The following is a 26,576-nucleotide window of genomic DNA, read 5'->3' on the forward strand; positions in this document are numbered from 1 at the left end:
TCAGGTGCAGGACATCGAGCAGAGAGGAGACCGCGATGCGGGTCTTCGTGGCAGGTGGGGCGGGCGCGCTGGGCCGGCGGCTCGTGCCGCAGCTGGTGGCGCGCGGGCACGAGGTGACCGCGACCACCCGGAGCGCGGGCAAGACCGGAGAGCTGCAGGAGCTCGGCGCCCGTGCCGTGGTGGTGGACGGGTTGGACGGGATCGCCGTCGGGCGCGCGGTCGCCGAGGCCGGGCCGGAGGTGATCGTCCACCAGATGACCGCGCTGGGCGGCTCGCAGGACCTACGCCACTTCGACCGCTGGTTCGCCGGCACCAACGAGCTGCGGACGGACGGCACCAGGCACCTGCTCGCCGCGGCGCAGGCGAGCGGCGCCGAGAAGGTCGTCGCCCAGAGCTACACCGGCTGGACCAACGCCCGCACGGGCGGGCCGGTGAAGACGGAGGAGCATCCCCCGGACCCCGAGCCCGCGAAGCCGCAGCGGCAGTCCATGGCGGCCATCCGGTTCGTGGAGCGGGCCGTGCCGGCGGCGCCGCTCACCGGGATCGTGCTGCGCTACGGCAACTTCTACGGTCCGGGGGCATCCGAGTCGATGGTCGAGATGATCCGGGCCCGCAGGATGCCGATCGTCGGCAGCGGCGCCGGGGTGTGGTCGTTCATCCACCTCGACGACGCAGCGACCGCTACGGTCGCGGCTGTGGAACGGGGCGAGGCGGGCGTCTACAACATCGTCGACGACGACCCGGCGCCGGTGTCGCAGTGGCTGCCCCATCTCGCCGACTCGGTGGGCGCGAAGCCGCCGATGCGGCTGCCGGTGTGGCTCGCCCGGCTCGCGGCGGGGGAGGTCGTGGTGCGGTGGATGACCGAGGGCCGGGGCTCCTCCAACGAGAAGGCGAAGCGCGAGCTGGACTGGCGACCGGCCTGGACCAGCTGGCGCGACGGCTTCCGCCACGGGCTGGTCGACGACGGCGCAGCCCGGGACGCGCGCGGATGACCGATCCCGGTGAGCCGGCCGAGGCGCTGCGCCCGCTGCTGTTCTCGATCGCCTACCGGATGCTCGGCTCCGTCAGCGACGCCGAGGACATCGTCCAGGACAGCTTCGTCCGCCACCAGCGGGCGCTCGCGGAGGGCACCTGTATCGAGTCCACGCGGGCCTATCTCTCCGCGGTGACGACCCGGCTGGCGATCGACCACCTGCGGTCGGCCCGCGTGCGCCGCGAGACCTACGTCGGGCAATGGCTCCCCGAACCGCTGCTCACCGACAACGGGGAGGAGGACCCGGCGGCGTACGCGGAGCAGGCCGACTCGCTGTCGATGGCCTTCCTCCTCGTGCTCGAGCGGTTGAACCCGGTCGAGCGGGCCGTCTTCCTGCTCCACGACGTGTTCGGCTACGGCTACGACGAGGTGGCCGGGATCGTCGGCAAGAGCGAGGCGAACAGCCGCCAGCTCGCCACGCGGGCCCGGAAGCGCCTCGACGAGCGCAAGCGCCGGTTCGACGCGTCCCGACAGGAGCAGGTGGAGCTCGCCGAGCGGTTCTTCGCGGCCGTCGGCGACGGCGACGTGGACCAGTTGGTCGACATGCTGGCCGCCGACGTCGTCGTCTACGGTGACGGTGGCGGAAAGGCGCCACAGTGGATGGTGCCGATCTCCGGCGTCGACAAGGTGTCGCGCCTGTTCGCCGCGGTGGGCCGCCAGATGCGCGAGATGGGCATCCGCACCCAGCTGCGCGAGATCAACGGGCAGCCGGGAGCTCTGGTCCTCGACCCGGACGGGCGGATCACGAACGTCTTCGTCCTCGACGTCACCGACGGCGTCGTCCAGACCGTCCGATCGATCATCAACCCGGACAAGCTCCGTCACCTCGGACCGGTCGCCGACGTGCGCGCGCTCCTGCGCGGCCACCGGAAGCGGCCTGCAGCGCATCAAACGGTGCTGCCGCGCTGAGCAGCAGCAGGATTCGGCCTGGGTGGTGGAGAGACATCGGGCTCCTCGAGCATCTCGAACGCCCACCGAACTCCATCAGCGCCCGGCTCTACGTCAAGCCGCGCAGTTTCCCGGACAGCGTCTTGGCACGGGCGGTGAAGTGCTCGAAGTCGGACCGGCCGTCGCGGTCGGCGGTCGTGATCTCGTCGAGCAGCGTGGAGTAGGCGACGGCGAGGCGGGCGTGTTGTGCGGCGCGGCTTCTTCCAGGCCGTCCGTCGAGGTCGATGATCTGTCGCGCCACCAGCGCCATCTCGGCGCTCAGCACGTTGCGGCTGTCGTCGGACTCCTCTCGGCGACCGCTGCTGGCCGCCGCCTGGCTGCCTGCCCGTTGCGCCACGAGGTACAACGCGAGTGCGCCGCCGACGACCGCGGTGATCGCGGCGGCCGCGACCAGGTATCGCGGCAGGGACGGGCTGAACGTGCGGGCGTCGCCCGGCAGGACATCGAGGTCGACCAGCTGGTCGTAGTTGATGACGACGACCTTCAGCGCGTCCAGTGGCCGGTCGACGAACCCGTCGAGCCCGGCGCCGATCCTGGTCTCGGCGACCGCCCGCCTGCCGAAGCCCCCCTCGTCGACCTCTCCGCCCGCGAGGAAGCCGCAGCCGTAGGTGTCGAACTCGTCGCCCTCGCGGGCCATCGCCAGCACCAGGGTGCCCGCCGCCGCGTTGCCCAGCCCGTCGCACGCGGCGCTCAGGTCGGAACCGGGCTCCAGCATGACGACGACGAGCCGTCGGTTGCCGATGATCCGCTCGGCGGCAACGGTGTCGAGTGCGATCCCGGGCGCGGCGTAGACCGACGTCGTGCGCACCGTCCGCGCGGCCGGCCCCTCGAACAGGCCCGCGGTCCACAGCGCCCAGATCGCCAGCAGCAGGCACGCCACCGTGCCGAGTCCGAACCACGTCCCCAGTTGCCGCATGATCCAATTCATGCCCGCTGCCTCCGGAGGTGGTCGACGGGCCGGTAGCCGTCGAACGGGACGGCCCGGCCGATCCGGTCGAGTTCCGCTTCGGCGTCGTCGAGCAGCTTGTGGACGTGCTTGTCGGGCAACGCCTCCGCGACGGCGTCGCGTGCGGCGCGCAGGTGGACGATCGCACGGGCGAGAGCCGGGTCCTCGGCCCGACCGCTGAGCCCGGAGACCTCGACGGCCAGCGCGCTCAGCCCGCCCAGCCGGGCGGCCGTTCCCAGCGGTCTGCTCGCGTTGCGGCGCAGCAGGGACCGAGCAGACAGCGCGAGCAGGAGTGCCGCGCAGCCCGCGAAGATCCCGGGGAGGGCGGGCAGCGTGACGGAGAGCGGGTCGAACGGCGTGTAGGGCAGCGGCCGGTCGAACAGCCCCGCGTAGCGGACGTCGGCGATCTGGCCCAGGTACAGGCGCAGCGAGTTGTCCTGAGGGTACTGGCCCCTGCCGAGTACGCCCCCGAACTGCGAGTAGTACCCGGCCGCGGCGACGTCGGCGAAGTCGGCGGCGTGCGGGCCGTGGTACTCGATCCACGAGCCGTACAGGACGACGATCGGCGTCTCCGGGAACAGCCGCGTGAGCGCGGGGCCGTAGTCGGGCGCCTGCTCCCCGAACGGCTGGACCGGGAACGCGGCGAACATCGCAGGCACCCCGCCGAACGCCTCGGCCGCCGCTTCGGCCGGCACTTCGGTCAGCGACGCGCCCGGCGCGACGAACCGGCCGGTGGCACGCAGCTGCGTCGCGACGACCTCGAGTTCGGCAGCGGTCGGTTCTCGCCGCTCGTCCGCGGGGCCTTCGACCGGCTCGTCGCCCGACCCGGTCAGCTCGTTGATCAGCGTGACCAGGGGGACGGTCACGTCGTTGCGGCCGAACTGCGCCCGCCACTCGTCGAGGGTGCTCGGGGCGGCCTCGTAGATGCCGCCGGACACCCGCGTTCCGTCGATCGTGAAGACGATCGTGTTCTCGTCGTCCCCGAGGTCGCGACGGACCTCGGAGTCGACCTCCGCGAGGGCCGACCGCTGCTCCTCGGTGAGCCCGGGCGGTGTGGCGATGATCCGGACGTCGTGGTCCCCACTCGCCTGCCGTACCCGCTCCGCGTCCCACTGGGCGATGGCGCCGGGCAGCCGGACGACCGGCTCCGCGTTCAGCATCGCGGCCATCTCCGCTGCCGACGGCAGGCCGGCCGTCGGCAGCTCGGGCGGCGTGTTCTCGGGTTCCTCGGACGAGGCCGGGGATCCGTAGGTGACCTCGGCGCCCCGGCCCTGGGCGTCGACGAAGAAGACGACGCAGGTGATCGCGACGACGGCGAGCACGATGCGTACGAACTGGGTGATCAGCGACCTGCGGGATGCACGGTCATTCACCGGCGGTCACCCGCCACAGCCGGTCGGCCCGCTCGGCGTGTTCGGTCGCGGTCCGCGCCGCACGGGCGCCGCCACCATTGGCGACGATCGCCTCCGCCCTGGCCAGCGCCTCCTCGGCCGCAGCCTGCCGATCGGCGCACGCGTCGCGGCTCACCGCCGCACTCTCGATCGCCGCCCGTGCGGTCGACCACGCGACCTCCCGGTCGGATGCGCGGACCCGCAGCCTCGGCATCAGCGCGACGGTGAAGCCGGCGGCGAGGATGACGACGCCCGCGACCACCCAGATCAGCCACGACGACGGCACGGCGGCTCCACGATCATGTGGCCGCATCGTAGGCAGGCGCCGGATCTCCTGCCACTGGGGTACCGGCGGGGAGGCGGCGCGTTCGCCGAGCGGAGGCGACACCCGCCAGGGAGCGATTCCTCCACTCGCCGTGCGAGGTCTACCTGTCATGGTCTTGCATGATGTGATGCCCGACTCGCGGGATTTCGCCGCGCGCACCGAGCCGTTCCGCCGCGAGCTGCTCGCGCACTGCTACCGCATGCTCGGGTCGCTGCACGACGCCGAGGACGTCGTGCAGGAGACCTACCTGCGCGCCTGGCGGGCCTACGGCGCGTTCGAGGAGCGCTCGTCGGTGCGCACCTGGCTCCACCGGATCGCGACCAACGCCTGCCTGACCGCGCTCGAGCGTCGCGGTCGCCGCGTGTTGCCATCCGGGCTCACCGGCCCGTCCGACGACCCGTTCGCGCCGCCGGTCGCGGCCGGGCCGGATGTCAGCTGGGTGCAGCCGCTCCCGGATGCGCTGGTGGCGGGGGATCCTGCGGCGGCCGTGGTGGCGCGGGAGGACCTTCGGCTCGCGCTGGTCGCCAGCCTGCAGTACCTGCCCGCCCGGCAGCGTGCGGTGCTGCTGCTGCGCGACGTGCTGGCGCTCCCCGCCGCCGACGTCGCGGCCGTGCTCGACATCAGCGTCGCGGCGGTCAAGAGCGCCCTGCAGCGCGCCCGGGCCCGGCTGGAGGAGGTGGCGCCGAGCGCGGGGGCTCTCGTCGAGCCGGACGAGCCGCGGGCCCGCGCGCTGCTCGACCGCTACATCGCCGCCTTCGAGAACGCCGACGCGGCCGCGTTCGAGGAGGTGCTGCGCGCCGACGCCGCGCTGGAGATGGTCGGATCCCGCACCTGGTTCTCCGGGCTGCGCACCTGCCTGCCCTACCTCACGAGTCCGCCGGTGCTGGGGTTGCCGGGGGACTGGCGGATGGTGCCGACCCGCGCCAACGGGCAGCCGGCCGCGGCGGTGTACCGCCGCGGTCCGTCCGGCGCGCACGAGGCCTTCGGGATCGCGGTGCTGACCGTCGCGGAGGACGGGATCGGCCGCATCGTCGTGTTCGCCGACCCCGCCCTCGTGACGGCCTTCGGTCTCCCGCCGGTCAGGTCGTTGACCACCCCGTCGATGGAGACCAGCGTCGACTCGACGATCTCACGCATGTGAGTTCCTTTCCGCAGCCACGGGGGGCCAGAAGTAGATCTTCTCGGGGTGGACGCGCACGATCACGCGTTCGGCGCCGGGCTCGGGCGGTGGCGTCGCGCCGTTCATGTGGCGCTCGTACATCTGGTGGAGCAGGGTCTTCTCCGGGTCGTCCGTGATGTCGACGCGGCCGCGGATCTCGACGTACCTCCCCGGATGCGCGAGCACGAGCAGGCTCACACGGGGGTCGCGTTCCATGTTCCGTGTCTTCAGCCGCCCGCGGATCGTGCTGAAGACGACCGTGTCCCCCGACCGCTTCACGAAGATCACGGACGTCTGCGGGTGACCGTCACGGTTCGGGGTGGCGAGGATCGCGGTGTGCGGTCCGTCGATCAGTTCTCTGGCCATGTCGGGCAAGGCGAGTTCCATGCAGGGGTAGACCCGGACGCGGCGCGAGAGGAACCGGCCCGAAGGTCTGGAGCCGGGGAAACCGTGAGAACCGCCAACTTCAAGACCTGGCGCATCATGCAGACCGACTGCAGCGAGGGCTCGAAACTTCCAGGAGACCCTCTCGACCGTCATCGCCCTACACCTCGACGCCACCGCCTGAGTAAGCGTCATAGTTCCCACATTCCGCCGTGATGCCGGCCGTCGCTTGCGCCGCGGTGAAGAAGTCGTCGGCCAGCGGCGACGTGCGCGATGCCGCCATCGCGAGGCACACCTGGTCGGGCGCGAGCTCCGGGACGGGTACGTAGCTGATGTCGGGACGTGAGTAGAAGGTTGTCTCCGAACGCCCCACGAACGAGATGCCCCGGCCGGCCGCGACGTGCTCGAGCTTCTCCTCCACGCCGCGCACCCGGAGCCCGGAGTCGGGGTGCGGACGCCTGGTGGGATGCGTGCTCGGGTCGGCATGCCAGACCAGCGGCTCACCGGCCAGGTCGGCTTCGGCGACCTCCTCCTTGCCGGCCAACCGGTGTCCTGCGGGCAGCACCACCATGAGCGGCTCGGTGTACAGCGGGATCACGCGCAGGCCGGTCTCGTCGATGGGCAGCCGCACATACCCGACGTCGATGCGGCCGTCGAGCAGCATCTGAGCCTGGTCGTCCCATTCGATCCGCTGCACGTCCACGACCACGTCCGGATGTCGGGCCTGGAACGCCCGGGCCGCCGGGATGACCGGGATGCCGGTCCGGAAGCCGACCGCCACCCGCCGGCTGCCGCGGGCGGCCACGGTCACCCGGCGGCGGACCGCGTCCGCGGAGGCGAGCAGCGGACCGGCGTCGGCCAGCAGTTGTCGGCCGCCGTCGGTCAGCGCCACGCCGTGCCGGTCCCTGGTGAACAGCGAGGCACCGAGATCATGTTCCAACGCGCGGATCTGCCGGCTGAGCACCGGCTGCGCGATATGCAGCTCTTCAGCGGCGCGGCCGAAGTGCAGCCTGTCGGCGACCGCGAGGAAGTAGCGCAGTTTGCGCAGGTCCAGATCCATGGAACCTCCCGGCCCGGTGATGCCCCCAGGGTATCACCACGGCTGAAAGAAGTCTTGGACATCCACTCGAGCCAAGGGCATCGTGAATCAGGAGTCGAGCCCCGGCCATCGCGTCATTCGACGGCGTTGACGACACAACCGTGAACAACGACGGGGTACGCATGCCGTTCTATTCAGCTCCAGAAAGCAGGCGCACCATGAGCAGTATCAGCATCATCGGCCTGGGGAACATGGCCGGCGTGCTGGCGGCCGGGCACTCGCCGGCGGGCACGCGGTCGAGATCATCGGCCGCGACCAGGCCAGGGCCAAGGAGTTGGCCGCCACGCTCGGCGGCGGCGCCACAGCCGGGACGTTCGGCACCACCCCGGCCGACGATCAGCCTGGCCCGCAACGGCGTGGGGAGCTTCGACTTCTCCCTCCGCATCGACCTCCCTGGCTGAGGGCACTCGCACCACCCCTCTCGCGTCACCCTCACAAGGAGCAGTAGTGCGCGTTTTCGTGACTGGCGGGACCGGCCATTCCGGTTCGTACATCATCCCCGAGCTCGTCGCCGCCGGGCACGAGGTCACCGGGCTGGCCCGATCGGACACTGCAGCGGCGGCCGTGTCCGCGCTCGGCGCGAATGTGCGGCGCGGCGACCTCGACGATCTCGACGGGCTCAAGGAGGCGGCCGCGGATTCCGACGGCGTCATCCACGTCGCGCACATGCAGGACCTGCTTCCGTCCGGCGGGATCGACGCCGTGGCCGCCGCGGAGCTCCCGGTCATGCTCGCGTACGGCGAAGCACTCGCGGGCACCGGAAAGCCGCTGGTCGCGGCGGGGAGCATCGGGTCGCCCGGGAGCCTGGGCCGGCCGGCCACCGAGGAGGACCCGGCCCTTCCCGGCGGGGATGAGTACAAGGGCACCTTGCGGGTCCGCAACGTCGTGGAAACCGCCGTGGTCGGCCTCGCCGAGCGGGGAGTGCGGTCCTCGGTCGTGCGGATCGCCAACATCGCGCACAGCACGACCGATCGTGCCGGCTTCCTCGTGCAGCTGATCGCGCTCGCGAAGGAGAAGGGCTACGTCGGCTACCCCGGAGACGGCGCGAACCTGTGGAACGCCGTGCACGTCCGCGATGTCGCCTCCTTGTTCCGCTTGGCGCTGGAGAAGGGGCCGGCGGGCAGATATTGGCATGCGGTGGGAGACGGAGCCATCCCGCTCCGCGAGATCGCCGAGGCCATCGGCAGCCGTCTGGGCCTCCCTGTCGTGAGTGTTCCCGCGGACGTACTGATGGTGCCGGGATACTTCGGGTTCCTTGCGAACATCGTCACGCAGAGCTACCCGGCGTCCAACCTCATCACCCGCCGGGCCCTCGGCTGGGAACCCGCTCAGCCCGCCCTGCTCGCCGATCTGGACAACGGCCACTACTTCTCCGCCAACTGACGGCAGAGGCTCGAATCGCAACGAGTCCGGAACGACATGTTACGGACATCCATCCAGTCAAGGAGTGACCGTGGGAAAGCTCGATGGCAAGGTAGCGGTGATCACCGGCGGATCCACCGGTATGGCACTGGCCGGCGCCAAGCTGTTCGTCGAGGAAGGAGCGCACGTCTTCATCCAGGCCCGGCGCCAGGATGCACTGGACGACGCCGTCACGCTGATCGGCCGCAACGTCACCGCCGTCCAGGGTGACGCGACCGAACTGGACGACCTGGACCGCTTGTACGACACCGTCAAGCGGGAGAAGGGTTCGATCGACGTGCTGTGGGCCAGCGCCGGGATGGGCGAACCCGCCGTCCTCGGCGAGATCACCGAGGAACAGTTCCACCGCGCCTTCTGGCTCAATGCGCGCGGCACCCTGTTCACCGTGCAGAAGGCACTGCCGCTGATCAACGACCACGGCTCGATCTTCATGACCGGGTCCAACGCCTCCCTCGGCGCCTTCCCCGGCTGGAGCCTGTACGCGGGAAGCAAGGCCGTCCAGCAGGCCTGGGCACGCGTCTGGCTCAACGAACTGCGCGACCGCAAGATCCGGGTCAACGTCCTGACCCCGGGCCAGGTCGCCACCGCCAAACAGGAAGAACTGTTCGACGAGGCAACCAGGGCCGCATTCGAGTCCCTCATTCCCCGCGGAAAGATGGGCCGCCCCGAAGAGATCGCCACCGTCGCCCTGTTCCTCGCCTCCGACGACTCCAGCTACGTCAACGGCCTGGAACTGGTCACCGACGGCGGCACCACCGCCATCTGACCCGCACATCAGAGCAGATCGACACCTCGAGAACAGAAGAGAGCACATCTCATGAGCAGCATCACCCTCATCGGTACGGGGAACATGGCCCGTGCCATCGGCACGCTCGCGGTGGCGGGCGGCAACACCGTCGAGGTCATGGGACGCGATCGGTCCAAGGCCGATGACCTGGCCAAGGCTCTGGGCGGCGGCGCGACGCCGGGCACGTGGGGCGGTGTCCCGGCCGGGGACATCGTCATCACGGCCCTGTTGTACGACGGTGTCGTCCCGGTCGTCGCCGAGTACGGAGACGCCCTCGCGGGCAAGGTCATCGTCGACATCAGCAACCCCTTCAACGCCACGTTCGACGGACTGGCCCACAGCGAGGAGACCTCGATCGCGCAGGAGGTCGCCAAGGTGGCCCCGGCCGGCGCCAGCGTGGTGAAGGCGTTCAACACCGTCTTCCGCAACGTCCTGGAGAAGGGCCGGCCCGACGTCTTCATCGCCGGCGACGATGCGCAGGCCAAGGCGGGCGTGGCGGCATTCATCGAGAGCCTCGGGCTGCGCCCGCTGGACGTCGGCGGCCTGAAGATGGCGCACTGGTTGGAAGCGGTGGGCGTGGTCACGGTGGGCCTCGCCGGCAACGGGGTCGGCCACGGGGACTTCGCCCTCGGCGTCACCGAGTTCACCGGCTGAGCCCCGGGCTCGAGCCGTCGGCGAGCAGGGCGCCGTGCCGCAGATGTCCCGCTCCCTCGATCCGGCGCTGCTGCGGGCCGTCGCCGCGGCGGCATCAGCCGTAGAAGAGGGCGCTGGTCCGACCCCTGGCGGGCGATGGGCGCGCCCCTGCCCGCTCCTCGAGGGTTGACACAAGTGGAATGGTCGTTGACGATCGGAACAGATCGGGCGGGGTGATCCCCGGTCCGTCGAGCTCCACGCATCGACCCGGCTTCCGGAGAAGCCCTCCACACGACGGCGTGAGGGAGAACCATGCCAACCCGACGACAGTTCCTGGCCGTGGGCGCGGCCCTCGGTGGGCTGTTCGCGACCGCGGGGTGCGCCGACGTGGTCGGCTCGGCCGGCAGCGGCCGGGACGAGCTGCAGCTGGGAGTCATCACCGCGACGCGCAGCTTCGCACCGTCACAGGCGCAGCTCGGTCACTACCTGCCCTACTTCCAGGCGGTCTACGACCCGGTCGTGCGCCTCCGTCCCGACGGCTCGGTTGCTCCCGGCCTGGCTACCGCGTGGGAGTACGACGAGAGCCGGACGCGGCTGACCCTCCGGCTGCGCGACGACGTCGTCTTCACCGACGGCACCCGGTTCGACTCCGCGGCGGTGCGCGCGAACGTCGAGGCCTTCCAGACCGAGAACGGCCCCCTGGCCTCGATGCTCCGCCTGGTGCAGGGCGTGGAGACCCCGTCCCCCGACGTCGCGGTCGTGGTCCTGTCCGCGCCCGACCCCGGGCTGCTGGACACGCTCGGCAGCGCGGGCGGGTTCATCGCCTCGCCTGCTGCGCTGGGACAGGAGAGCCTCGCGCACCAGCCGGTGGGCTCCGGTCCGTACCTGCTCGATCAAGCGGGCACCACGATCGGCGTGAAGTACACCTTCGTGCGCAACCCCGACCACTGGGGCGAACCGCTCCCGTTCGAGCGCGTGGTCCTGACCGTGATCATCGATGGTCGCGCCCGGCTCAACGCCCTCAAGGCGGGCCAGCTGGACGGTGCGTTCACCTCGAGCGCGTCCGACGCGGCCGAGGCCACCAGCGTGGGCCTCGAGAACACCACCGGCCCGGTGAACTTCGAGGGCCTCATCATGTTCGACCGCGAGGGGCGGCTGACCCCCGAGCTCGGGGACGTCCGGGTCCGCCGGGCGCTGTCGGTCGCGATCAACCGCGAGGGGATCCTGCGCGGCATCCTCCTGGGGCTCGGGGAGCCGACGGGCCAGATCTTCCGGCCCGGCGACGACGGCTACCTGTCCGAGCTCGACGACGCGTTCCCGTACGACCCGGACGAGGCGAGGCGGCTGCTCGCGGAGGCGGGTCTCGCCGGCGGTCTGGAGATCGACTTCCCGGTGTACCCCTCGATGGAGCCCGCAGTCGCCGACGCGGTCATCGCGAACTGGTCGGACGTGGGGGTTCGGGTCCGGCGACTGGAATGGGCAGGTGACGAGACCATCCCCAACCTGCAGAAGGCACAGGTCTCCCTCGCCTACTTCCCGTTGGCCATGCAGGGCACCTGGCGGCAGATGACGAACTTCATCGCCGAGAAGGCCTCCTGGAACACGTTCAAGGTCGCCCATCTCACGGTGACCGACTGCATCGCCCGCTACCAGCGAGGCGACACGGCCGCGGCCACCGAGCTGAACCGGTTCCTCGTCGACCAGGTCTGGTTCGCGCCGTTCTACCGGCCCAGCTCGCTCTACCTCCACAACCGCGCCCTGGCGGTGCAGGCGCAGGCCCGTCAGGCCACTCCCGCCCTCTACAACTACGCGCCCGCCGTCTGATCCGGGCGCATCCCTCTCGACGACGACGACGGGATATCGATGACCAGCTACATCGCGCGGCGCGTCGCCTCGGGGGTGGTGCTGCTGTTCGGCATCTCCCTGCTGGCGTACGTGCTGCTCACCCTCGCGGCGGGCGGGAACACCGCCCGCAACATCCTCGGCGACACCGCGACCCCGGAGCAGATCGCCCAGCTCGAGCTGGAGCTCGGACTCGACCAGCCGGTGTTCGTCCGGTACGGGAGCTGGCTGCTCGACGCGCTGCGCGGGGACCTCGGGCGCTCCTACTACACGCCGCAGAGCGTGACGCAGGCGGTCACGGACGCCCTGCCGGTGTCGCTCAGCGTGCTGGTGCCCGTGGTCGTCGTCAGCGGCGTCACCGCGTTCGCGCTCGGCCTGCTCTGCGCCGTGCGCCGGGGATGGCTCGACCGCGCGGTCCAGGTGGTCTCCACCGCCGTCGACGCCGTGCCGAACTTCCTCGTCGCGCTCTTCCTCGCCACCGTCCTCGGGGTCCAGCTGGCGCTGTTCCCGGCCGTCGGCTACGTCTCCCCGCAGCAGTCGGTCCTGGCCTGGATGGCGACGCTGGTGCTGCCGGTCACCGCGCTGTCCCTCGGCGCCGTCGCCGGGATCGCCCAGCAGGTCCGAAGCGCCGCCATCGGCGTGCTGCGCCAGGACTACGTCCGCACGCTGCGCAGCCGCGGGCTCTCGCAGCGGCGCATCGTGCTCACCAGCGTGCTGCGCAACTCCTCGACCACCGGCCTGACGATGCTCGGCCTGCAGTTCGTCGGCCTGCTCGGCGGGTCCGTCGTCATCGAGCAGGTGTTCGCACTCCCCGGCCTGGGCACGCTGGCCGTCACCAACACCACGAAGGGCGACCTCCCGCTGGTCATGGGCGTCATCGTCGCCACCGTCGCGATCGTGATCGTCGTGAACCTGGTGGTCGACCTGGTCGTGGCGTGGCTCAACCCGAAGGCGAGGCTCCGGTGACCGAACCCCAGGACTCCGCGCTGGGCGCCGGCGCGGCGCCGGTCGCCGCGGCACCCGCCCGTGGCTCCGGCGCCCTCGCCCGGTTCCTCGCCAACCCCTTCGGCGTCGGGTGCGCCGCGGTGCTGCTGGTGGTCGTCGCCGCCGTTGCGCTGGCGCCGGTGCTGCCGCTGGCCGACCCGAACCGCATCGACCTGTTCGGAACGCTCGCCGGGCCGAGCGCCGAGCACTGGCTGGGCACCGACTCGAGCGGGCGCGACGTCCTGTCCCGGCTCGTCTGGGGTGGTCAGGTCAACCTGCTCGGCGCGGCGCTCGCGGTGGGGGTCGCGGCCGCACTGGGCATCAGCAGCGGGCTCGTGGCGGGCTACTACGGCCGCTGGTTCGACACGGCCGGCACCTGGCTGACGAGCATGCTGCAGGCGCTCCCGGCGATCGTCGTCCTGCTCGCCGTCCGCGCGGTCGCCGGCCCCTCGACCTGGATCGCGATGACCGTCTTCGGCGTGATGCTGATGGCGGGGTACTTCCGCATCGTCCGGGCCGCGGTGCAGGCGGTGCGCGGTGAGCTCTACGTCGACGCCGCGCGCGTGTCGGGGCTCAGCGACGCGCGCATCATCGGGCGGCACGTCCTCACCGTCGTGCGCGCTCCCATCATCATCCAGAGCGCGCGGGTGGCCGGCATCGCGATCGCCGTCCAGGCCGGCCTGCAGTTCCTCGGGGTCGGGGACAACTCGGTGCCCTCCTGGGGAGCGATGATCAACGAGGGTTTCCGGAAGATGTCCCTCGCGCCGCTGCTCGTGCTGTGGCCCGCGCTGCTCGTGGGCCTGGTGTGCGCCTGCCTGCTGCTGCTGTCCAACGCGCTGCGCGACGCGCTGGAGGATCGAGGCACGCCGATCGGGGTGGCCCGTCGCCGCCGGCGCGCCCCGGCCTCCGCACCCGCGTCCGAGAGCAGGGCGGGCGCCGGCCCGGCGGCGCGCGAGACGGAGCCCCCCGAGGTGGCCGGGGACCTGCTGGCCGTCCGCGGGCTGCAGATCTGTTACGCCCAGGCCGACGGCGGGGAGAAGGCGGTCGTGCACGGCGTGGACCTGCACGTCGACGCCGGGGAGGTGCTCGGCCTCGTCGGCGAGTCCGGATCCGGGAAGACGCAGACCGCCTTCGCGGTGCTCGGGCTGCTCCCCGAGGGCGGGCGGGTCCGCGGCGGGAGCATCGTGTTCGCCGGGCAGGAGCTGACCCGCCTGTCCGCGAAGGACCACGGCGCGCTGCGCGGCACCGAGATGGCCTACGTGCCGCAGGAGCCGCTGAGCAACCTCGACCCCGCCTTCCGCATCGGCTCCCAGCTGGTGACCCCGATGCGGGTGCATCTGCGGCTGAGCCGTGCGGACGCCCGCGAGCGGGCCCTCGCGCTGCTCGCCCGGGTCGGCATCCCCGATCCGCGGCGCACCTTCGACGCCTATCCGCACGAGATCTCCGGGGGTATGGCGCAGCGGGTGCTCATCGCCGGGGCGATCTCGTGCAAGCCGAAGCTGCTGATCGCCGACGAACCGACCACCGCGCTGGACGTCACCGTTCAGGCCGAGGTCCTCGACCTGCTGCGCGACCTGCAGCGCGAGTACCGGATGGGAGTGGTCCTGGTGACCCACAACTTCGGGGTGGTCGCCGACATCTGCGATCGGGTCGCGGTGATGCGGCACGGCCGGATCGTGGAGACCGGGGACGTGGAGGAGATCTTCACCGCCCCGCGGCACCCCTACACGCGCACGCTGCTCGACTCCATGGTCGAGGACGGCCCCACCCGCCCCTACCCCTTCGACGACGACGCGGCTGCGGTCGGCGCCGGCGCAGGCGGGGAGGTGACGCGGTGATGCAGCGCCTGCTGGAGGTGGACCGGCTCTGCGTGGACTTCCCCGGGAAGGGGTGGCGCGCCGCGCCGCACCGGGTGCTGGAGGAGGTCACCTTCGGCATCCGCCCCGGGGAGACGCTCGGGCTGGTCGGCGAGTCCGGTTCGGGCAAGACCACCATCGGTCGGGCGGTGCTGGGACTGGTCGGGGCGGCCTCCGGCACGATCCGCTTCGACGGCCGCGACATCACCCGCGCCTCCCGCCGGAAGCGTCGCGCGCTGGCGCGAGACATCCAGGTGGTCTTCCAGGACCCGTACACCTCGCTGAACCCGTCGATGACGATCGAGTCGATCCTCACCGAACCGCTCACGACCGCAGGCGTGTCCCGGACGGACGCCGCCCGGCGGGTGCGGACGCTGCTGGACCGCGTGCACCTGCCCGCCGACGCGGCACACCGCCTTCCCCGGGAGTTCTCGGGCGGGCAGCGCCAGCGCATCGCGATCGCCCGGGCGATCGCGCCCGGCCCGCGGCTGATCGTCTGCGACGAGCCCGTGTCCGCGCTGGACCTGACCACCCAGGCGCGGGTGCTGGACCTGTTCGTGGAGATCCAGGAGGGCATGGGGGTGGCCTACCTGTTCGTCTCGCACGACCTCGGGGTCGTGCGGCACATCAGCCACAACGTGATGGTGCTCTACCGCGGCGACGTCGTGGAGATCGGCCGGGCCGACGAGGTGACCGCCCGGCCGAAGCACCCCTACACCCGGAAGCTGCTCGTCTCGGCGCCCGTGCCGGACCCGGTGGCCCAGCGGGCCCGCCGCGAGCAGCGCCGCGAACTCGCGGAGGAGCCCGCATGAGGATCATCTATGTCGACGTCGACAGCCTGCGGCCCGACCACACCGGTCCGTACGGGTACACCCGCGACATCACGCCCAACCTCGACCGGTTGGCGGCGGACTCGGTGCGCTTCGACCGGTACTACTGCTCGGACTCCCCGTGCCTGCCCTCGCGCACGGCGCTGGTCAGCGGCCAGTTCGGCATCACGAACGGGGTGATCGGGCACGCCGGAACCGATGCGCGGTTCCGCCTGGACTCGGGCCACCGTCCCGCGCCGGGCCGGCCCACGCTGGCTCAGGCGCTGGTGGGCCGGGGCTACCGCACCGCGGTGCTCTCCTCGTTCGCCGAACGCCACCGCGCCTACCACTTCAGCGCCGGGTTCCTGGACACGATGCAGACCACCCCCGACATCGGGGACGAGCCCGCCGAATCCGTCACCGACGTCGCGGTCGACTGGATCCGGCGGCACCGTGACGTCGAGGACTGGTACCTGCACGTCACCTACTGGGATCCGCACACCGATTACCTGCAGCCGGCGGAGTGGACCGGGCGGGCCGCCGCGAGCGGCCCCGCTCCGGAGTGGCCGGACCAGGCGACGATCGACGAGCACGCCCGTGTGTACGGCCCGCGCTCGGCGCTGGACCTGCACTACGCGGGCCGGCCGCGCCGGTCGCGCGTCCCGCACAACATGCCCGACGCGATTCGCACCCGCGCCGACTTCGATCACCTGGTCAACGGTTACGACGGGGCGATCCACTACTGGGACCACCACTTCGGGCGACTGCTGGACGCGCTCGAGGAGATGGGCCTGTCCGGCGAGGTGGCGATCGTGGTCAGCGCCGACCACGGCGAGTCGTTCGGGGAGCTCGGTTCCTACGCCGAGCACGGCCTGGCCAGTGAACCGGTGAACCGGATCCCGATGATCGTCCATTGGCCCGGCGTCACCGACGACGGGCGGGGCCGCAGCTACCAGCACCTGCTCTACAACATCGACTACGCGCCGACGGTGCTCGACATGCTGGACGCGACCGAGCTGCCGGCGAAATGGCAGGGCAGGTCCTTCGCGCCGCTGCTGCGCGGGGAGGAACAGGACGGGCGCGAGTACCTGGTGCTCGGTCACGGGGCGCACACCTACCAGCGCTCGGTGCGCACGGCCCGGCACATGTACACCCGCACCTACCACCCGGGCTCGTTCAAGGCGGAGTGGGAGTCGCTGTGGGACCTGGATGCCGACCCGCACATGACGGAGAACCTCGTCGAGAAGGAACCTGTCCTGCTGGCGCAGATGCGCTCGCACCTGTTCGAGTGGTGGCACCGCTACGCCGGCACCCCGGGGGCTCTGCCCGATCCGATGCAGACCAGCCTGCAGCAGGGCCCGACGCTCTACAGCGACCCCGTCGAGTTCGAGGCCCACCTGCGCCGCACCGGGCGCGTCGAGGATGCCGACGACCTGCGGGAACGGCTGCGCGTCGACAACGGCGCGGTCCCGGCGTCCTGGCACGCGCAGGCGCCGCTGCCCACGCTGAAGGTTCCCGACCAGGCGTGACCGGCCGCGATGGGTGCTCGCGCGGGCTACGCCCGACCGGTCGGGAGGTCCCACACCACCCGGAACCCCAGGTTGCCGCCCGCGCTGTCCGGGGTGCTGGCGGTGCGGGCTGCGACCCGGTAGCGGTTGCAGTAGGAGGCGTGGCACAGGTAGGAACCACCCCGCATGACGCGGCTGTCCCCGCGCTCGGGGCCCTGCGGATCGGTGCGGCCCGCGGAGAGGTGGTGGGTCGTGCTGAACCAGTCCGCGCACCACTCCCACACGTTGCCGGCGACGTTGTACAGGCCGAACCCGTTCGGCTCGTAGGCGTCCACGGGCGCCGCGCCCTTGTAGCCGTCGGCCGCGGTGTTGCGGACGGGGAAGCTGCCCTGCCACACGTTGCAGCGGTGCCGCCCGTCGGGCTCCAGCTCGTCGCCCCACGGGAACCGGGCCTGCTCGAGCCCGCCGCGTGCGGCGTACTCCCACTCGGCCTCGCTCGGGAGCCTGCCCCCGGCCCATGCGGCGAACGCCCGGGCGTCGGCGTAGGACACCTGCACCACGGGGTGGTCCTCGCGGCCGGTCAGGTCGCTGCCCGGGCCCTCCGGCGCCGCCCAGGTGGCCCCGGAGACGGCCGCCCACCACGGGGTGCGGTCCGGGCGCGGGCTGATCCTGCGCAGCGGCCCGGGCAGGAACCCGACGAAGACGAAGGACCAGCCGATCCGCTCGGTCTCGGTGACGTAGCCCGTGGCCTCGACGAACTCGGCGAACCGGGCGTTGGACACGGCCACGGTGTCGATCGCGAACGGGCGGAGGGTGACCGGCCGGACGGGGCCCTCGCCGTCGTCGGGGTAGCCCTCGCCGTCCTCGGTGCCCATCAGGAAGGCTCCGCCGGGCAGTGCGACTGCGGTCGGTGGTTGCCGTCTCGCCCCCGGCGCGGGCGGCGGGGGCGACGCCGGTACGGCAGCCCGCGCGTGTCCCGGTGGCGGTTCGGCCGGGCAGCAGGGCGTCATGGTCCTCCTCGAGCCGTTGGGGTGACTCGTTGACAATGTACTCCACTAGTGTCATGGTCGGACGACGACGACGGGAGGCCGCACGATGAAGCTCGAGGACCTTCTCCTCGGTGTGCTCCTACGGAACCCGAGCACCGGATACGACCTGAAGAAGTACCTCGACACCTCGGGCCGGTTCCTGCGGCCGAACACGCAGATGAGCCAGGTCTACCGCTCCCTGGCGAGGATGGAGCGGGACGGCTGGATCGCCCACGAGGTCCAGCCGCGCCCCGGTGCCCAGGACGCCAAGATCTACCGGGTGACCGAGGAGGGTGCGACCGTCTTCCTCGACTGGCTGAAGGGGCCCTACCACCCCCCGGACCGGGTGCTGGGCGCAGAACTGCGGGCGCGGCTGGCCTTCGCCGGTTTCCTGACGGTCGAGGAGATCATCGCGATGCTCGACGTCGAGCTGGCTGCCCGCCGCGAGCAGATCGCCCGCTACCGCTTCCGCGACCGCCGCCTCCCGCTCAACCCGGACCTTCCCTTCGATGCGGAGCTGGCCGTCGGCATGGACGAATGGCTGCACCGCCGGGGTGCGGCGACGATCGACGCCCACGTCGCCGCCTGCGAGGACCTGCGAGGGCGGCTGCTGGACGGGAAGCCGCTCGTCGACGGGGAGCTGCCGTCCCCGCTCGCCCCGTCCACGGACTGACCTGCAGCCCGGCGCCGCCGAGCGCCCAGCACGCCCGAGGAGAACTGTGCGCGCGATCGTCCTGATGTTCGACAGCCTCAACCGGCACATGTTGCCGCCCTACGGCGACACCTTCGTGCAGGCGCCGAACTTCACGCGGCTCGCCGAGAAGGCCGTCACCCTGGACAACTACTACGCCGGGTCCATGCCGTGCATGCCGGCCCGGCGGGAGATGCACACCGGGCGCTACAACTTCCTGCACCGCTCCTGGGGGCCGCTCGAGCCGTTCGACGACTCGGTGCCCCAGCTGCTCGGCGAGGCCGGCGTGCACACCCACCTGGCGTCGGACCACCCGCACTACTGGGAGGACGGCGGCGGCACGTACCACACCCGCTACACCACCTGGGAGTTCTTCAGGGGACAGGAGGGTGATCCGTGGAAGGGCGTCGTGCAGCCCGGGCACGCCGCCCGCCACGTCCACGCGCGGATGAAGCGCCAGGACGAGGTCAACCGCACGTACCTGCCCACCGAGGCCGAGCACTACCAGACGCGGACGGTGGACGCCGGCCTGCACTTCGTGCAGACCAACGTCGCCGCAGACGACTGGATGCTGCAGATCGAGCTGTTCGACCCGCACGAGCCGTTCTTCAGCGGCGAACGGTTCCGCGAGCGCTACTCCGACGACCACGACGGCCCCGACTTCGACTGGCCGGGCTACCAGAAGGTCACCGAGCCGGCCGGCCAGGTCGAGCACGCCCGCAACCGGTACGCGGCGCTGGTGAGCATGTGCGACCACTCGCTGGGACGGGTGATCGACGTCATGGACGCCCACGACATGTGGGACGACACCATGCTGATCGTCAACACCGACCACGGGTTCCTGCTCGGTGAGCACGGCTGGTGGGCCAAGGGCGTCCAGCCGTGGTTCAACGAGCTGGTCCACCTCCCGGCGTTCGTCTGGGACCCGCGCACCGGCGAGCGCGGCACCCGCCGCGGTGCGCTCGCCCAGACCATCGACATCGCGCCGACCCTCCTGCGGTTCTTCGGTCTCGAACCGACGCCCGACATGCAGGGCCGCGACCTCGCCGCGGTGCTGCGCGACAGCGCCGACGAGCGGCACGTGCTGCACGACGGTGCGCTGTTCGGCGTCCACGGCGGCCACGTCAACGTCACCGACGGCCGCCACGTCTACATGCGCGCACCCGCCGACGAGTCCAACTCGCCCATCGAGCAGTACACGCTGATGCCGACCCACATGCGCAGCCGGTTCGGCACCGACGAGCTGGCCGGGTGGGAACCGGCGGAGGCGTTCTCCTTCACGAAGGAGCTGCGCACGATGCGGCTGCAGGGCCGTGGGCAGTGGATGAACCCTTGGCGGCACGGCACCCTGCTGTACGACCTGGAGGCCGACCCGGCACAGGAGCACCCCATCGCCGACGACGCGGCCGAGCTGCGGATGCTGCGGCTGCTCGCGCGGCTCATGCACGACAGCGGCGCCCCGCGCAGCCAGTTCGAGCGGCTCGGCATCCCGTTCGAGGTCGAGCCGGGCCCGGAACACCTGCTCGTGCGCGTCCAGGCCGACCGGGCCGCCGCCACCGCCGAGCCCCTGCCGCCGCTGGACACGTTGCCGGCTGCCGACCTGATCTCCGCCCCCCTGGTGGAACTGCTCGCCGACCCCCGGGCCGGGGACGTCGTGGGGAAGCACGCCCCCGGGCTCGTCCGGACCGAACTGATCACCGTCTCGCCGGCCGCGAGCCTGTACGGGCTGGCCCGGACGGCCGCCGTCCCGGCTGCCGCACTGCGCGCGATCGCCGCCGACCTCGCCGCGCTGCCCGCGGCCCCGCCCGCGACCGGTGACGGCGACGACGAGGTGCTGCCCGCGGAGGTGGCCGCCCAGGACGAGGCCGCGGCCGCCGGGCGACCGGGATGACGGGCTCCGTGACGACCCCCGCCGCGACCGGGCGTCCCAACATCCTGTGGATCTCCACCCACGACATCAACCCGCACCTCGGTGCCTACGCCGGCGTCTATCCCGGTGCCGAGCACGCGCGCACCCCGAACCTGGACCGGCTCGCCGCCGAGGGCATGCGGTTCGACAAGGCGTTCGCGGCGGCGCCCATCTGCGCCCCGTCCCGGTCCGCGATCATGACCGGCTGCTTCCCGACGGCCATCGGCACGATGCACATGCGCACGAAGGCGGTCCCACCGCCGCAGGTCCGGCTGTTCACCGAGTACCTGCGCGAGGCCGGCTACTACACCACCAACAACTGGTTCACCGACTTCCAGGTGCCCACCCCGGCCAGCGCTTTCGACGACTGCAGCGACACCGCGCACTGGCGCAACCGCCCCACCCCCGACACCCCCTTCTTCGCCGCCTTCCACGGGATGGCGACGCACGAGTCGCAGATCTACCTCGACGACGAGGCGTTCGCGCAGCGCACCTCGCACGTCCACGCCGAGGACCGGCACGATCCGGCGTCGACGACCCCGCCGCCCTACCACCCGGACACGGGGACGTTCCGCCGGTCCTGGGCCCGCTACCACGACCTGATCAGCGAGATGGACCACTGGGTCGGCGAGCTGCTCGCCCAGCTCGACGAGGACGGCCTCGTCGAGAACACGGTCGTGGTGTTCTGGAGCGACCACGGCCTGGGCATGCCGCGGGGCAAGCGCTGGGCCACCGACTCGGGTCTGCACGAACCGCTCATCGTGCGTTGGCCGGGCCGGGTCCCGCCGGGCTCGGTGAACACCGAGGTCGTGCACCTGATGGACCTGGCACCCACGATGCTGCGGCTCGCCGGGCTGGACGTCCCGCAGCACATGCACGGCACCCCGCTCCTGGAGCCGGGCGGCCGGTCGGTCCGGTCGCCGAACACCTACGCCTTCGCCGCCCTCGACCGCATGGGTGAGCTGGAGGACAGGAGCCGCAGCGCCCGCGACGCCCGTTACCGCTACACCCGCCACCACCACCCGGACCGCTCGCCCATGCAGCACTGCGACTACCCCGACCGGTTGCACACCTGGCGGGAGATGCGCAGGCTCGCCGCCGGCGAGGCGCAGCAGCTCGCCCAGGGCCTGCCCCGCAGCCTGCTCACCCCGCTCCAGCGCAGGCTCGTCGCACCGGCCAAGCCGGCGGAGGAGCTGTACGACCTCGTGGAGGACCCGTACGAGCAGCACAACCTCGCCGGCGACCCGCGCCACGCCGAGACCGTCGCGCGGTTCCGCGATGCCGTGGACCGGTGGCTGCGGACCTACGGCGACCTGGGCGAGCTGGCCGAGGACGACCTGCTGGCGTCCTGGCGGCCCGGCGGCGGGTGGCCGGTGACCGCCGCGCCGCAGTTCGACCAGGACGCCGGCGCGGTGTCGGCCACGTGTGCGACCCAGGGGGCGCAGGTGGTCTGGACCACCGACCGGCCCCAGCCGGCGGGGGACGGGGGCGAGGCGGCAGGCGCGGCGGGGCTCGCCGACGCCATCGGGTCGCCGGCTCCCGACCGCAGGCACTGGCACCTCCTCTGCCCGGCCACGCCGCCGCCCCCCGACACGCGGGTGTGGGTGAAGGCGTGCCGGCTGGGCTACCGCGACAGCCGCGAGGTGGAGGTGCTCCCACGAGCAGCACGAGCAGCACGAGCAGGAGGAGCGATCCGATGACGACGAGCGACGCGGGGACGGCCACGGACGCCGGTCCGGACGTGCCGGGGCTGCTGGCCGGGTTGACGCTGGAGGAGAAGGCGTCGCTGTGCTCGGGCTCGGACTTCTGGCACACCCAGGCGGTGGAGCGGCTGGACATCCCCGCGGTCATGATGACCGACGGGCCGCACGGGCTGCGCAAGCAGACGGGGGCCGCGGACCACGTGGGCCTGGGCAGCTCGGTGCCGGCCACCTGCTTCCCGCCGGCCGTGGCGCTGGGCTCCTCGTTCGACGCCGACCTGGTCGAGCAGGTGGGCCGGGCGCTCGGGGCGGAGGCCCGTGCCGAGGGCGTCGCGGTCCTGCTGGGCCCGGGCATCAACATCAAGCGCTCCCCGCTGTGCGGCCGCAACTTCGAGTACCTGTCGGAGGACCCGCTGGTCAGCGGGATCCTCGGGGCGGCGCTGGTGCGCGGCATCCAGAGCGCAGGGGTGGGTGCCTGCGTCAAGCACTACGCGGCGAACAACCAGGAGACCGACCGGCTGCGGGTCAGCGCCGAGGTCGACGAGCGCACCCTGCGCGAGATCTACCTCGCCGGGTTCGAGCGGGTCGTCACCGAGGCCCGCCCGTGGACGGTGATGTGCTCCTACAACAAGGTCAACGGCACGTACGCCTCGGAGCACCCGTGGCTGCTCACCGACGTGCTGCGCACCGAGTGGGGCTTCGACGGCGTCGTCGTCTCCGACTGGGGTGCGGTGAACGACCGCGTCGCCGGCCTGCGGGCCGGGCTGGAGCTGGAGATGCCCGCGAGCGGCGGCGTCACCGACGCGGAGATCGTCGCCGCCGTGCGAGCAGGGGAGCTCGACGAGGCCGTCGTCGACCGGGCCACCGAACGCCTGCTCACCCTGCTGGGGCGCGCCCTGCCCGCGGTGCGGGCGGGCGGGGCCGTCAATGTCGCCGCCCATCACACCCTCGCCCGCGATGCCGCCGCCGACTGCGCGGTGCTGCTGAAGAACGAGCCCGTCACCGTGCCCGGCGACGCCACGCGGGCCGTCCCGCTGCTGCCCCTCGACCCGGCCGCTGCAGGAACCGTCGCCGTCATCGGTGAGTTCGCCCGAACCCCCCGCTACCAGGGCGCGGGCAGCTCCCAGGTCACTCCCACCCGGCTGAACGACGCGTGGACCGCGGTCCGGGAGACCCTCGGGCACCGTGCGGTGTTCGCCGCCGGGTTCGGGGTCGACGACGAGTCCGCCGACGACCCCGCGCTGCACGCGGAGGCCGTCGCCGCGGCCCGGGACGCCGACACGGTCGTGCTGTTCCTCGGCCTGCCGCCGTCCGCCGAGTCGGAGGGCTACGACCGCGAGCACATCCTGCTGCCCGCCACCCAGACCGAGCTCCTGGCCGCGGTCGCCGAGGTGAACCCCCGGGTCGTCGTCGTGTTGTCGAACGGCTCGGTCGTGCAGGTCTCGGACTGGGACCGGCACGCCGCCGCGATCCTGGAGGGCTGGCTGCTCGGGCAGGCAGGGGGAGACGCGATCACCGACCTGCTCTTCGGGCGCGCGAACCCCTCGGGCCGGCTGGCCGAGACGATCCCGCTCCGCCTGGAGGACTCACCCGCCCACCTCAACTTCCCGGGCGAGTGCGGGGTGGTGCGGTACGGCGAAGGCGTCTTCGTCGGCTACCGCGGCTACGACGCGCGCCGGCAGGAGGTGTCCTACCCCTTCGGGCACGGCCTGTCGTACACGAGCTTCGCCTACTCCGACCTCGAAGTCACCGTCGAGGACGGCGGGGAGCACCTCGCCGCCGTGTCGGTCACGGTGACCAACACCGGCGACCGGGCCGGCAAGGAGGTCGTGCAGGTCTACGTCTCGGCCCCGGCCGCCACCGTGGCTCGTCCCGCGCGCGAGCTGAAGGCGTTCCGCAAGATCGCCCTCGGGCCCGGTGAGTCGCGTCGGGTCGACCTCGCGCTGACCCACCGGGACCTTTCCTACTTCCACCCGCAGCTGAGGCGGTGGGTCCTCGAGGGCGGGCGGTTCACCGTCGCGGTGGGTGCGTCCTCACGCGATCTGCGGGCGAGCGCCGACATCACCGTCGACGTCCCACGGCCCGTGCCGCCACTGACCGACGACTCCACATTGGACGAGTGGCTGGCCCACCCCGTCGCCGGCTCGCTGCTGGACGACCTGATCGTGGCAACGGGACCCAGCAAGCTCACCGACCCGGGGATGCGCCGGATGCTCGGCAACTTCCCGCTCGTCCGGCTGACCTCCTTCCCGAACATGCCCTTCAGCCGCGCCGACGTCGCCGAGCTGCGGGCCCGTGCCGGTCGGCGGAGCTGAGCCGGCGGACGGTGAGTAGCCGGTCGTGAGGCCGTCGCGGGGGGAGGCTGATGCCTGATCGACGGTGATGGTCGTGTGGGTGATCTTGATGGTGGGTCGCCTCGTTGGATTCGCTGGTGGAGCTCATCTCGGGTCCGGCCCGGGTGCGGGCAGGACCCCGACGCCGCAGGTATGTCGAGGCGATCCTCCCGAAGGGTGAAGGCGGAGCCGGGAGGTCAGGTCGTGACCGAATGCAGGTCGATGTCGGCTGCTTCATGGCGGGAGTAGGCGTGCCATGCCGCGGCGAGGCGTTGCACGCCGGCGGTGAGCACGTCGCGGGGCAGGGCGTAGGGCAGGCGCAGATAGTCCTTGGTGGTGGAGTCGGCGGAGAACACGGCGCCGGGCAGGATCGCGACGCCGAATCGCAGCGCCATCGGGGCGAGATGGGTTGCGTCGCCGTGCGGCAGCCGAACCCACAGCGACGGTCCTCCGCGTGGGTCGTCCCACGTCCAGTCCGGGAGCAGGTCCCCGAGTAGCCCGGTCAGATCAGTCAGCCCGCGGGTGAGCTGTACCCGCCGAGTGGCGCGGGCCTCGGGGACATACTCGAGGAGCCGTAGCCCGATCTGCTGGCTGACGAGCGAGGTGCCGAAGTCGAGCCGGCCCTTCATCCGCGCCAACCGGGAGATCACGCGGGTGGAGGCCCGGATCCAGCCGAGGCGCAGGCCGCCCCAGAACAACTTGCTCATCGATCCGATGACGATGACGCGGTCGGGAGCCTCGGGCGCGGCGAACCCCGGCGGCGGCGCCTCCTCCTCGAAGAGGGTGCCGGCCAGCGACGTGTCGTCGACGACGATCAGCGACGGATGCCGGCGCAGGAGCTGTCGCAACCGCAGTCGACGGTCGTCCGACAGAACGGTCCCCAGCGGGTTGTGCACCGCGGACTGGAGATAGCACAGGCGGGGAACGCGCGCGCTGGCGAGCGCGTCGAGGGCCGACACGTCCACGCCGGACCGGTCACAGGGCACCTCGCACAACCGGCATCCGGAACGCGCGAACACCTCCAGGGCGCCCCGATAGGTCGGCCGCTCCACGACGACGTCGTCGCCGGGCTGCAGGCAGCCGTTCGTGATCAGCTCCAGAGCCTGCTGCGCACCGCCGGTGATCAGGATCTCGTCCTCGGACGTCGGAATCCCGGCTTCGGTGTACCAGTGGGCGAGCCGCTGCCGCAGCGGAAGGATCCCCCTCGGGTGGTAGCCGTGGTGCTGCGCCACCAGCGCGGCGTAGTCCGCGCCGGTGAGCCCCGCGGCCACCTCGGCGACGATCGGCAGCCCAGGCAGTGCGGCGGTCGACAGGTCGAGGGTGGCCAGCGGCCCGTCGAGGAACGACGAGGACGTGTCGCTTCCGGCCAGCGCGAGCGCCGAGACCGTTTCCCTGTCGTCGAACGCGGGTGGGCGCACTCGTGTCCCGCTGCCGCGCCGGCGCTCGATCCGTCCCTCCTCCTGCAGCTCCTGGTACGCGGTCACCACGGTCGTGCGGCTGACACACAGCGCGATCGCCAGTGAGCGCTCCGACGGCAGGATGCTGCGGGCGGGGAGCTCACCCCTCTCGATCAAGATGCGCAGGCCGCCGCTGACCCGCTTGTGCAGGGGCCCATCGCGGACGCCCGTTTCGCTGAGCATCACCGAAAGCTGGTCGGCGTCGAACTTCACCTCCCCAAAGTAGGGCCAATTGTGCTCGTTTGGCCATGGATTCCGTCTGTCCTCGGCTGCCACTCTGTGCCGACCCTCGGGGGACGGGCAAGTGGACATGGCCATTCGACAGGTCTGCG

Annotated in this window: 23 protein-coding genes; 15 read left to right on the forward strand and 8 right to left on the reverse strand. The window is 71.9% G+C overall.

Features of this window, described 5'->3' with window-relative positions; genetic code table 11:
- The first annotated feature begins 35 nt into the window (after positions 1-35).
- Positions 36-992 carry an NAD-dependent epimerase/dehydratase family protein gene (locus tag FB558_RS20125; protein ID WP_142055704.1) on the forward strand — a complete coding sequence of 319 codons (957 nt, stop codon included), beginning with the start codon at positions 36-38 and terminating at the stop codon, positions 990-992.
- Positions 989-1,942 (forward strand): RNA polymerase sigma-70 factor, encoded by a 954-nt coding sequence (locus FB558_RS20130; RefSeq protein ID WP_142055706.1) that lies wholly within the window; start codon positions 989-991, stop codon positions 1,940-1,942. The genes FB558_RS20125 and FB558_RS20130 overlap by 4 nt, the downstream gene beginning before the upstream one ends.
- Positions 1,943-2,030: 88 nt before the next feature.
- Here the strand turns inward: FB558_RS20130 and FB558_RS20135 are convergent, their stop codons facing one another.
- Genes FB558_RS20135 through FB558_RS20145 form a run of 3 tightly spaced genes read right to left on the reverse strand, consistent with a single transcriptional unit; the run spans position 2,031 to position 4,604 of the window.
- A complete protein-coding gene (locus FB558_RS20135) occupies positions 2,031-2,909 on the reverse strand; it encodes a hypothetical protein (RefSeq protein ID WP_142055708.1) in 879 nt (292 codons plus the stop codon).
- Entirely contained in the window at positions 2,906-4,300 is a 1,395-nt protein-coding gene (locus FB558_RS20140) for a hypothetical protein (RefSeq protein WP_246106627.1), read from the reverse strand. Before FB558_RS20140 ends, FB558_RS20135 begins: the two co-directional genes overlap by 4 nt.
- Entirely contained in the window at positions 4,293-4,604 is a 312-nt protein-coding gene (locus tag FB558_RS20145; protein WP_142055710.1) for a DUF6403 family protein, read from the reverse strand. Before FB558_RS20145 ends, FB558_RS20140 begins: the two co-directional genes overlap by 8 nt.
- Positions 4,605-4,770: 166 nt before the next feature.
- Here FB558_RS20145 and FB558_RS20150 point away from each other — a divergent pair, with 166 nt between their 5' ends.
- Positions 4,771-5,784: an RNA polymerase subunit sigma-70 gene (locus tag FB558_RS20150; protein WP_211366699.1), complete on the forward strand. Its 1,014-nt coding sequence runs from the start codon at positions 4,771-4,773 to the stop codon at positions 5,782-5,784.
- Here the strand turns inward: FB558_RS20150 and FB558_RS20155 are convergent.
- From FB558_RS20155 to FB558_RS43975, 3 genes are all read right to left on the reverse strand, one after another.
- Positions 5,773-6,342, reverse strand: coding sequence for a PPOX class F420-dependent oxidoreductase (locus FB558_RS20155; RefSeq protein ID WP_246106628.1), 570 nt, complete (start codon positions 6,340-6,342; stop codon positions 5,773-5,775). The genes FB558_RS20150 and FB558_RS20155 overlap by 12 nt on opposite strands.
- Positions 6,343-6,346: 4 nt before the next feature.
- Positions 6,347-7,246, reverse strand: a complete 900-nt coding sequence (locus tag FB558_RS20160; protein ID WP_142055714.1) for a LysR family transcriptional regulator — start codon at positions 7,244-7,246, stop codon at positions 6,347-6,349.
- A 169-nt stretch (positions 7,247-7,415) separates the two neighbouring features.
- Entirely contained in the window at positions 7,416-7,670 is a 255-nt protein-coding gene (locus FB558_RS43975; RefSeq protein WP_211366700.1) for a hypothetical protein, read from the reverse strand.
- Between the two features lie 62 nt (positions 7,671-7,732).
- On the opposite strand from FB558_RS43975, the gene FB558_RS20170 reads away from it, so the two are divergent.
- The 8 genes from FB558_RS20170 to FB558_RS20205 all read left to right on the forward strand — a co-directional run bounded on the left by FB558_RS20170 (position 7,733) and on the right by FB558_RS20205 (position 17,147).
- Complete coding sequence (locus FB558_RS20170) at positions 7,733-8,668, forward strand: SDR family oxidoreductase (RefSeq protein ID WP_142055717.1); 936 nt, start codon at positions 7,733-7,735, stop codon at positions 8,666-8,668.
- Between the two features lie 70 nt (positions 8,669-8,738).
- On the forward strand, positions 8,739-9,473 hold the full coding sequence (locus FB558_RS20175; RefSeq protein WP_142055719.1) for an SDR family NAD(P)-dependent oxidoreductase: 735 nt from the start codon (positions 8,739-8,741) through the stop codon (positions 9,471-9,473).
- A gap of 51 nt (positions 9,474-9,524) precedes the next feature.
- The gene (locus tag FB558_RS20180; protein WP_142055721.1) at positions 9,525-10,148 is read left to right on the forward strand and encodes an NADPH-dependent F420 reductase; all 624 of its coding nucleotides are present in this window, start codon (positions 9,525-9,527) and stop codon (positions 10,146-10,148) included.
- Between the two features lie 291 nt (positions 10,149-10,439).
- Positions 10,440-11,951 carry an ABC transporter substrate-binding protein gene (locus tag FB558_RS20185; RefSeq protein WP_142055723.1) on the forward strand — a complete coding sequence of 504 codons (1,512 nt, stop codon included), beginning with the start codon at positions 10,440-10,442 and terminating at the stop codon, positions 11,949-11,951.
- Positions 11,952-11,990: 39 nt separating this feature from the next.
- The gene (locus FB558_RS20190) at positions 11,991-12,935 is read left to right on the forward strand and encodes an ABC transporter permease (protein ID WP_142055724.1); all 945 of its coding nucleotides are present in this window, start codon (positions 11,991-11,993) and stop codon (positions 12,933-12,935) included.
- On the forward strand, positions 12,932-14,791 hold the full coding sequence (locus tag FB558_RS20195; protein WP_246106629.1) for a dipeptide/oligopeptide/nickel ABC transporter permease/ATP-binding protein: 1,860 nt from the start codon (positions 12,932-12,934) through the stop codon (positions 14,789-14,791). The genes FB558_RS20190 and FB558_RS20195 overlap by 4 nt, the downstream gene beginning before the upstream one ends.
- The gene (locus FB558_RS20200) at positions 14,791-15,621 is read left to right on the forward strand and encodes an ATP-binding cassette domain-containing protein (RefSeq protein WP_142056599.1); all 831 of its coding nucleotides are present in this window, start codon (positions 14,791-14,793) and stop codon (positions 15,619-15,621) included. The genes FB558_RS20195 and FB558_RS20200 overlap by 1 nt, the downstream gene beginning before the upstream one ends.
- The gene (locus FB558_RS20205; RefSeq protein ID WP_142055726.1) at positions 15,618-17,147 is read left to right on the forward strand and encodes a sulfatase family protein; all 1,530 of its coding nucleotides are present in this window, start codon (positions 15,618-15,620) and stop codon (positions 17,145-17,147) included. Before FB558_RS20200 ends, FB558_RS20205 begins: the two co-directional genes overlap by 4 nt.
- A gap of 26 nt (positions 17,148-17,173) precedes the next feature.
- Here the strand turns inward: FB558_RS20205 and FB558_RS20210 are convergent, their stop codons facing one another.
- Entirely contained in the window at positions 17,174-18,136 is a 963-nt protein-coding gene (locus FB558_RS20210) for a formylglycine-generating enzyme family protein (protein WP_142055728.1), read from the reverse strand.
- An 85-nt stretch (positions 18,137-18,221) separates the two neighbouring features.
- Here FB558_RS20210 and FB558_RS20215 point away from each other — a divergent pair, with 85 nt between their 5' ends.
- From FB558_RS20215 to FB558_RS20230, 4 genes are read left to right on the forward strand one after another with little or no spacing between them, the layout of a single operon-like run.
- Complete coding sequence (locus FB558_RS20215) at positions 18,222-18,827, forward strand: PadR family transcriptional regulator (RefSeq protein WP_142055730.1); 606 nt, start codon at positions 18,222-18,224, stop codon at positions 18,825-18,827.
- Positions 18,828-18,873: 46 nt separating this feature from the next.
- Positions 18,874-20,736 (forward strand): sulfatase, encoded by a 1,863-nt coding sequence (locus FB558_RS20220; protein WP_142055732.1) that lies wholly within the window; start codon positions 18,874-18,876, stop codon positions 20,734-20,736.
- An 8-nt stretch (positions 20,737-20,744) separates the two neighbouring features.
- Positions 20,745-22,454, forward strand: coding sequence for a sulfatase family protein (locus FB558_RS20225; protein WP_246106631.1), 1,710 nt, complete (start codon positions 20,745-20,747; stop codon positions 22,452-22,454).
- On the forward strand, positions 22,451-24,769 hold the full coding sequence (locus FB558_RS20230; protein ID WP_142055737.1) for a glycoside hydrolase family 3 C-terminal domain-containing protein: 2,319 nt from the start codon (positions 22,451-22,453) through the stop codon (positions 24,767-24,769). The genes FB558_RS20225 and FB558_RS20230 overlap by 4 nt, the downstream gene beginning before the upstream one ends.
- Before the next feature lie 215 nt (positions 24,770-24,984).
- On the opposite strand, the gene FB558_RS20235 is transcribed toward FB558_RS20230, so the two are convergent.
- On the reverse strand, positions 24,985-26,520 hold the full coding sequence (locus tag FB558_RS20235; RefSeq protein WP_170231428.1) for an aminotransferase-like domain-containing protein: 1,536 nt from the start codon (positions 26,518-26,520) through the stop codon (positions 24,985-24,987).
- Positions 26,521-26,576 lie beyond the last annotated feature (56 nt).

It is taken from the genome of Pseudonocardia kunmingensis (assembly GCF_006716445.1).
Taxonomy (GTDB): domain Bacteria; phylum Actinomycetota; class Actinomycetes; order Mycobacteriales; family Pseudonocardiaceae; genus Pseudonocardia; species Pseudonocardia kunmingensis.

Bases quoted from the DNA above. Each gene is read 5' to 3' on its own strand.
- FB558_RS20125 (WP_142055704.1), top strand. From the start codon at position 36: ATGCGGGTCTTCGTGGCAGGTGGGGCGGGCGCGCTGGGCCGGCGGCTC.
- FB558_RS20130 (WP_142055706.1), top strand. From the start codon at position 989: ATGACCGATCCCGGTGAGCCGGCCGAGGCGCTGCGCCCGCTGCTGTTC.
- FB558_RS20135 (WP_142055708.1), bottom strand. From the start codon at position 2,909: ATGAATTGGATCATGCGGCAACTGGGGACGTGGTTCGGACTCGGCACG.
- FB558_RS20150 (WP_211366699.1), top strand. From the start codon at position 4,771: ATGCCCGACTCGCGGGATTTCGCCGCGCGCACCGAGCCGTTCCGCCGC.
- FB558_RS20155 (WP_246106628.1), bottom strand. From the start codon at position 6,342: ATGACGGTCGAGAGGGTCTCCTGGAAGTTTCGAGCCCTCGCTGCAGTC.
- FB558_RS20160 (WP_142055714.1), bottom strand. From the start codon at position 7,246: ATGGATCTGGACCTGCGCAAACTGCGCTACTTCCTCGCGGTCGCCGAC.
- FB558_RS43975 (WP_211366700.1), bottom strand. From the start codon at position 7,670: ATGCGGAGGGAGAAGTCGAAGCTCCCCACGCCGTTGCGGGCCAGGCTG.
- FB558_RS20180 (WP_142055721.1), top strand. From the start codon at position 9,525: ATGAGCAGCATCACCCTCATCGGTACGGGGAACATGGCCCGTGCCATC.
- FB558_RS20185 (WP_142055723.1), top strand. From the start codon at position 10,440: ATGCCAACCCGACGACAGTTCCTGGCCGTGGGCGCGGCCCTCGGTGGG.
- FB558_RS20190 (WP_142055724.1), top strand. From the start codon at position 11,991: ATGACCAGCTACATCGCGCGGCGCGTCGCCTCGGGGGTGGTGCTGCTG.
- FB558_RS20200 (WP_142056599.1), top strand. From the start codon at position 14,791: ATGCAGCGCCTGCTGGAGGTGGACCGGCTCTGCGTGGACTTCCCCGGG.
- FB558_RS20205 (WP_142055726.1), top strand. From the start codon at position 15,618: ATGAGGATCATCTATGTCGACGTCGACAGCCTGCGGCCCGACCACACC.
- FB558_RS20210 (WP_142055728.1), bottom strand. From the start codon at position 18,136: ATGACGCCCTGCTGCCCGGCCGAACCGCCACCGGGACACGCGCGGGCT.
- FB558_RS20215 (WP_142055730.1), top strand. From the start codon at position 18,222: ATGAAGCTCGAGGACCTTCTCCTCGGTGTGCTCCTACGGAACCCGAGC.
- FB558_RS20230 (WP_142055737.1), top strand. From the start codon at position 22,451: ATGACGACGAGCGACGCGGGGACGGCCACGGACGCCGGTCCGGACGTG.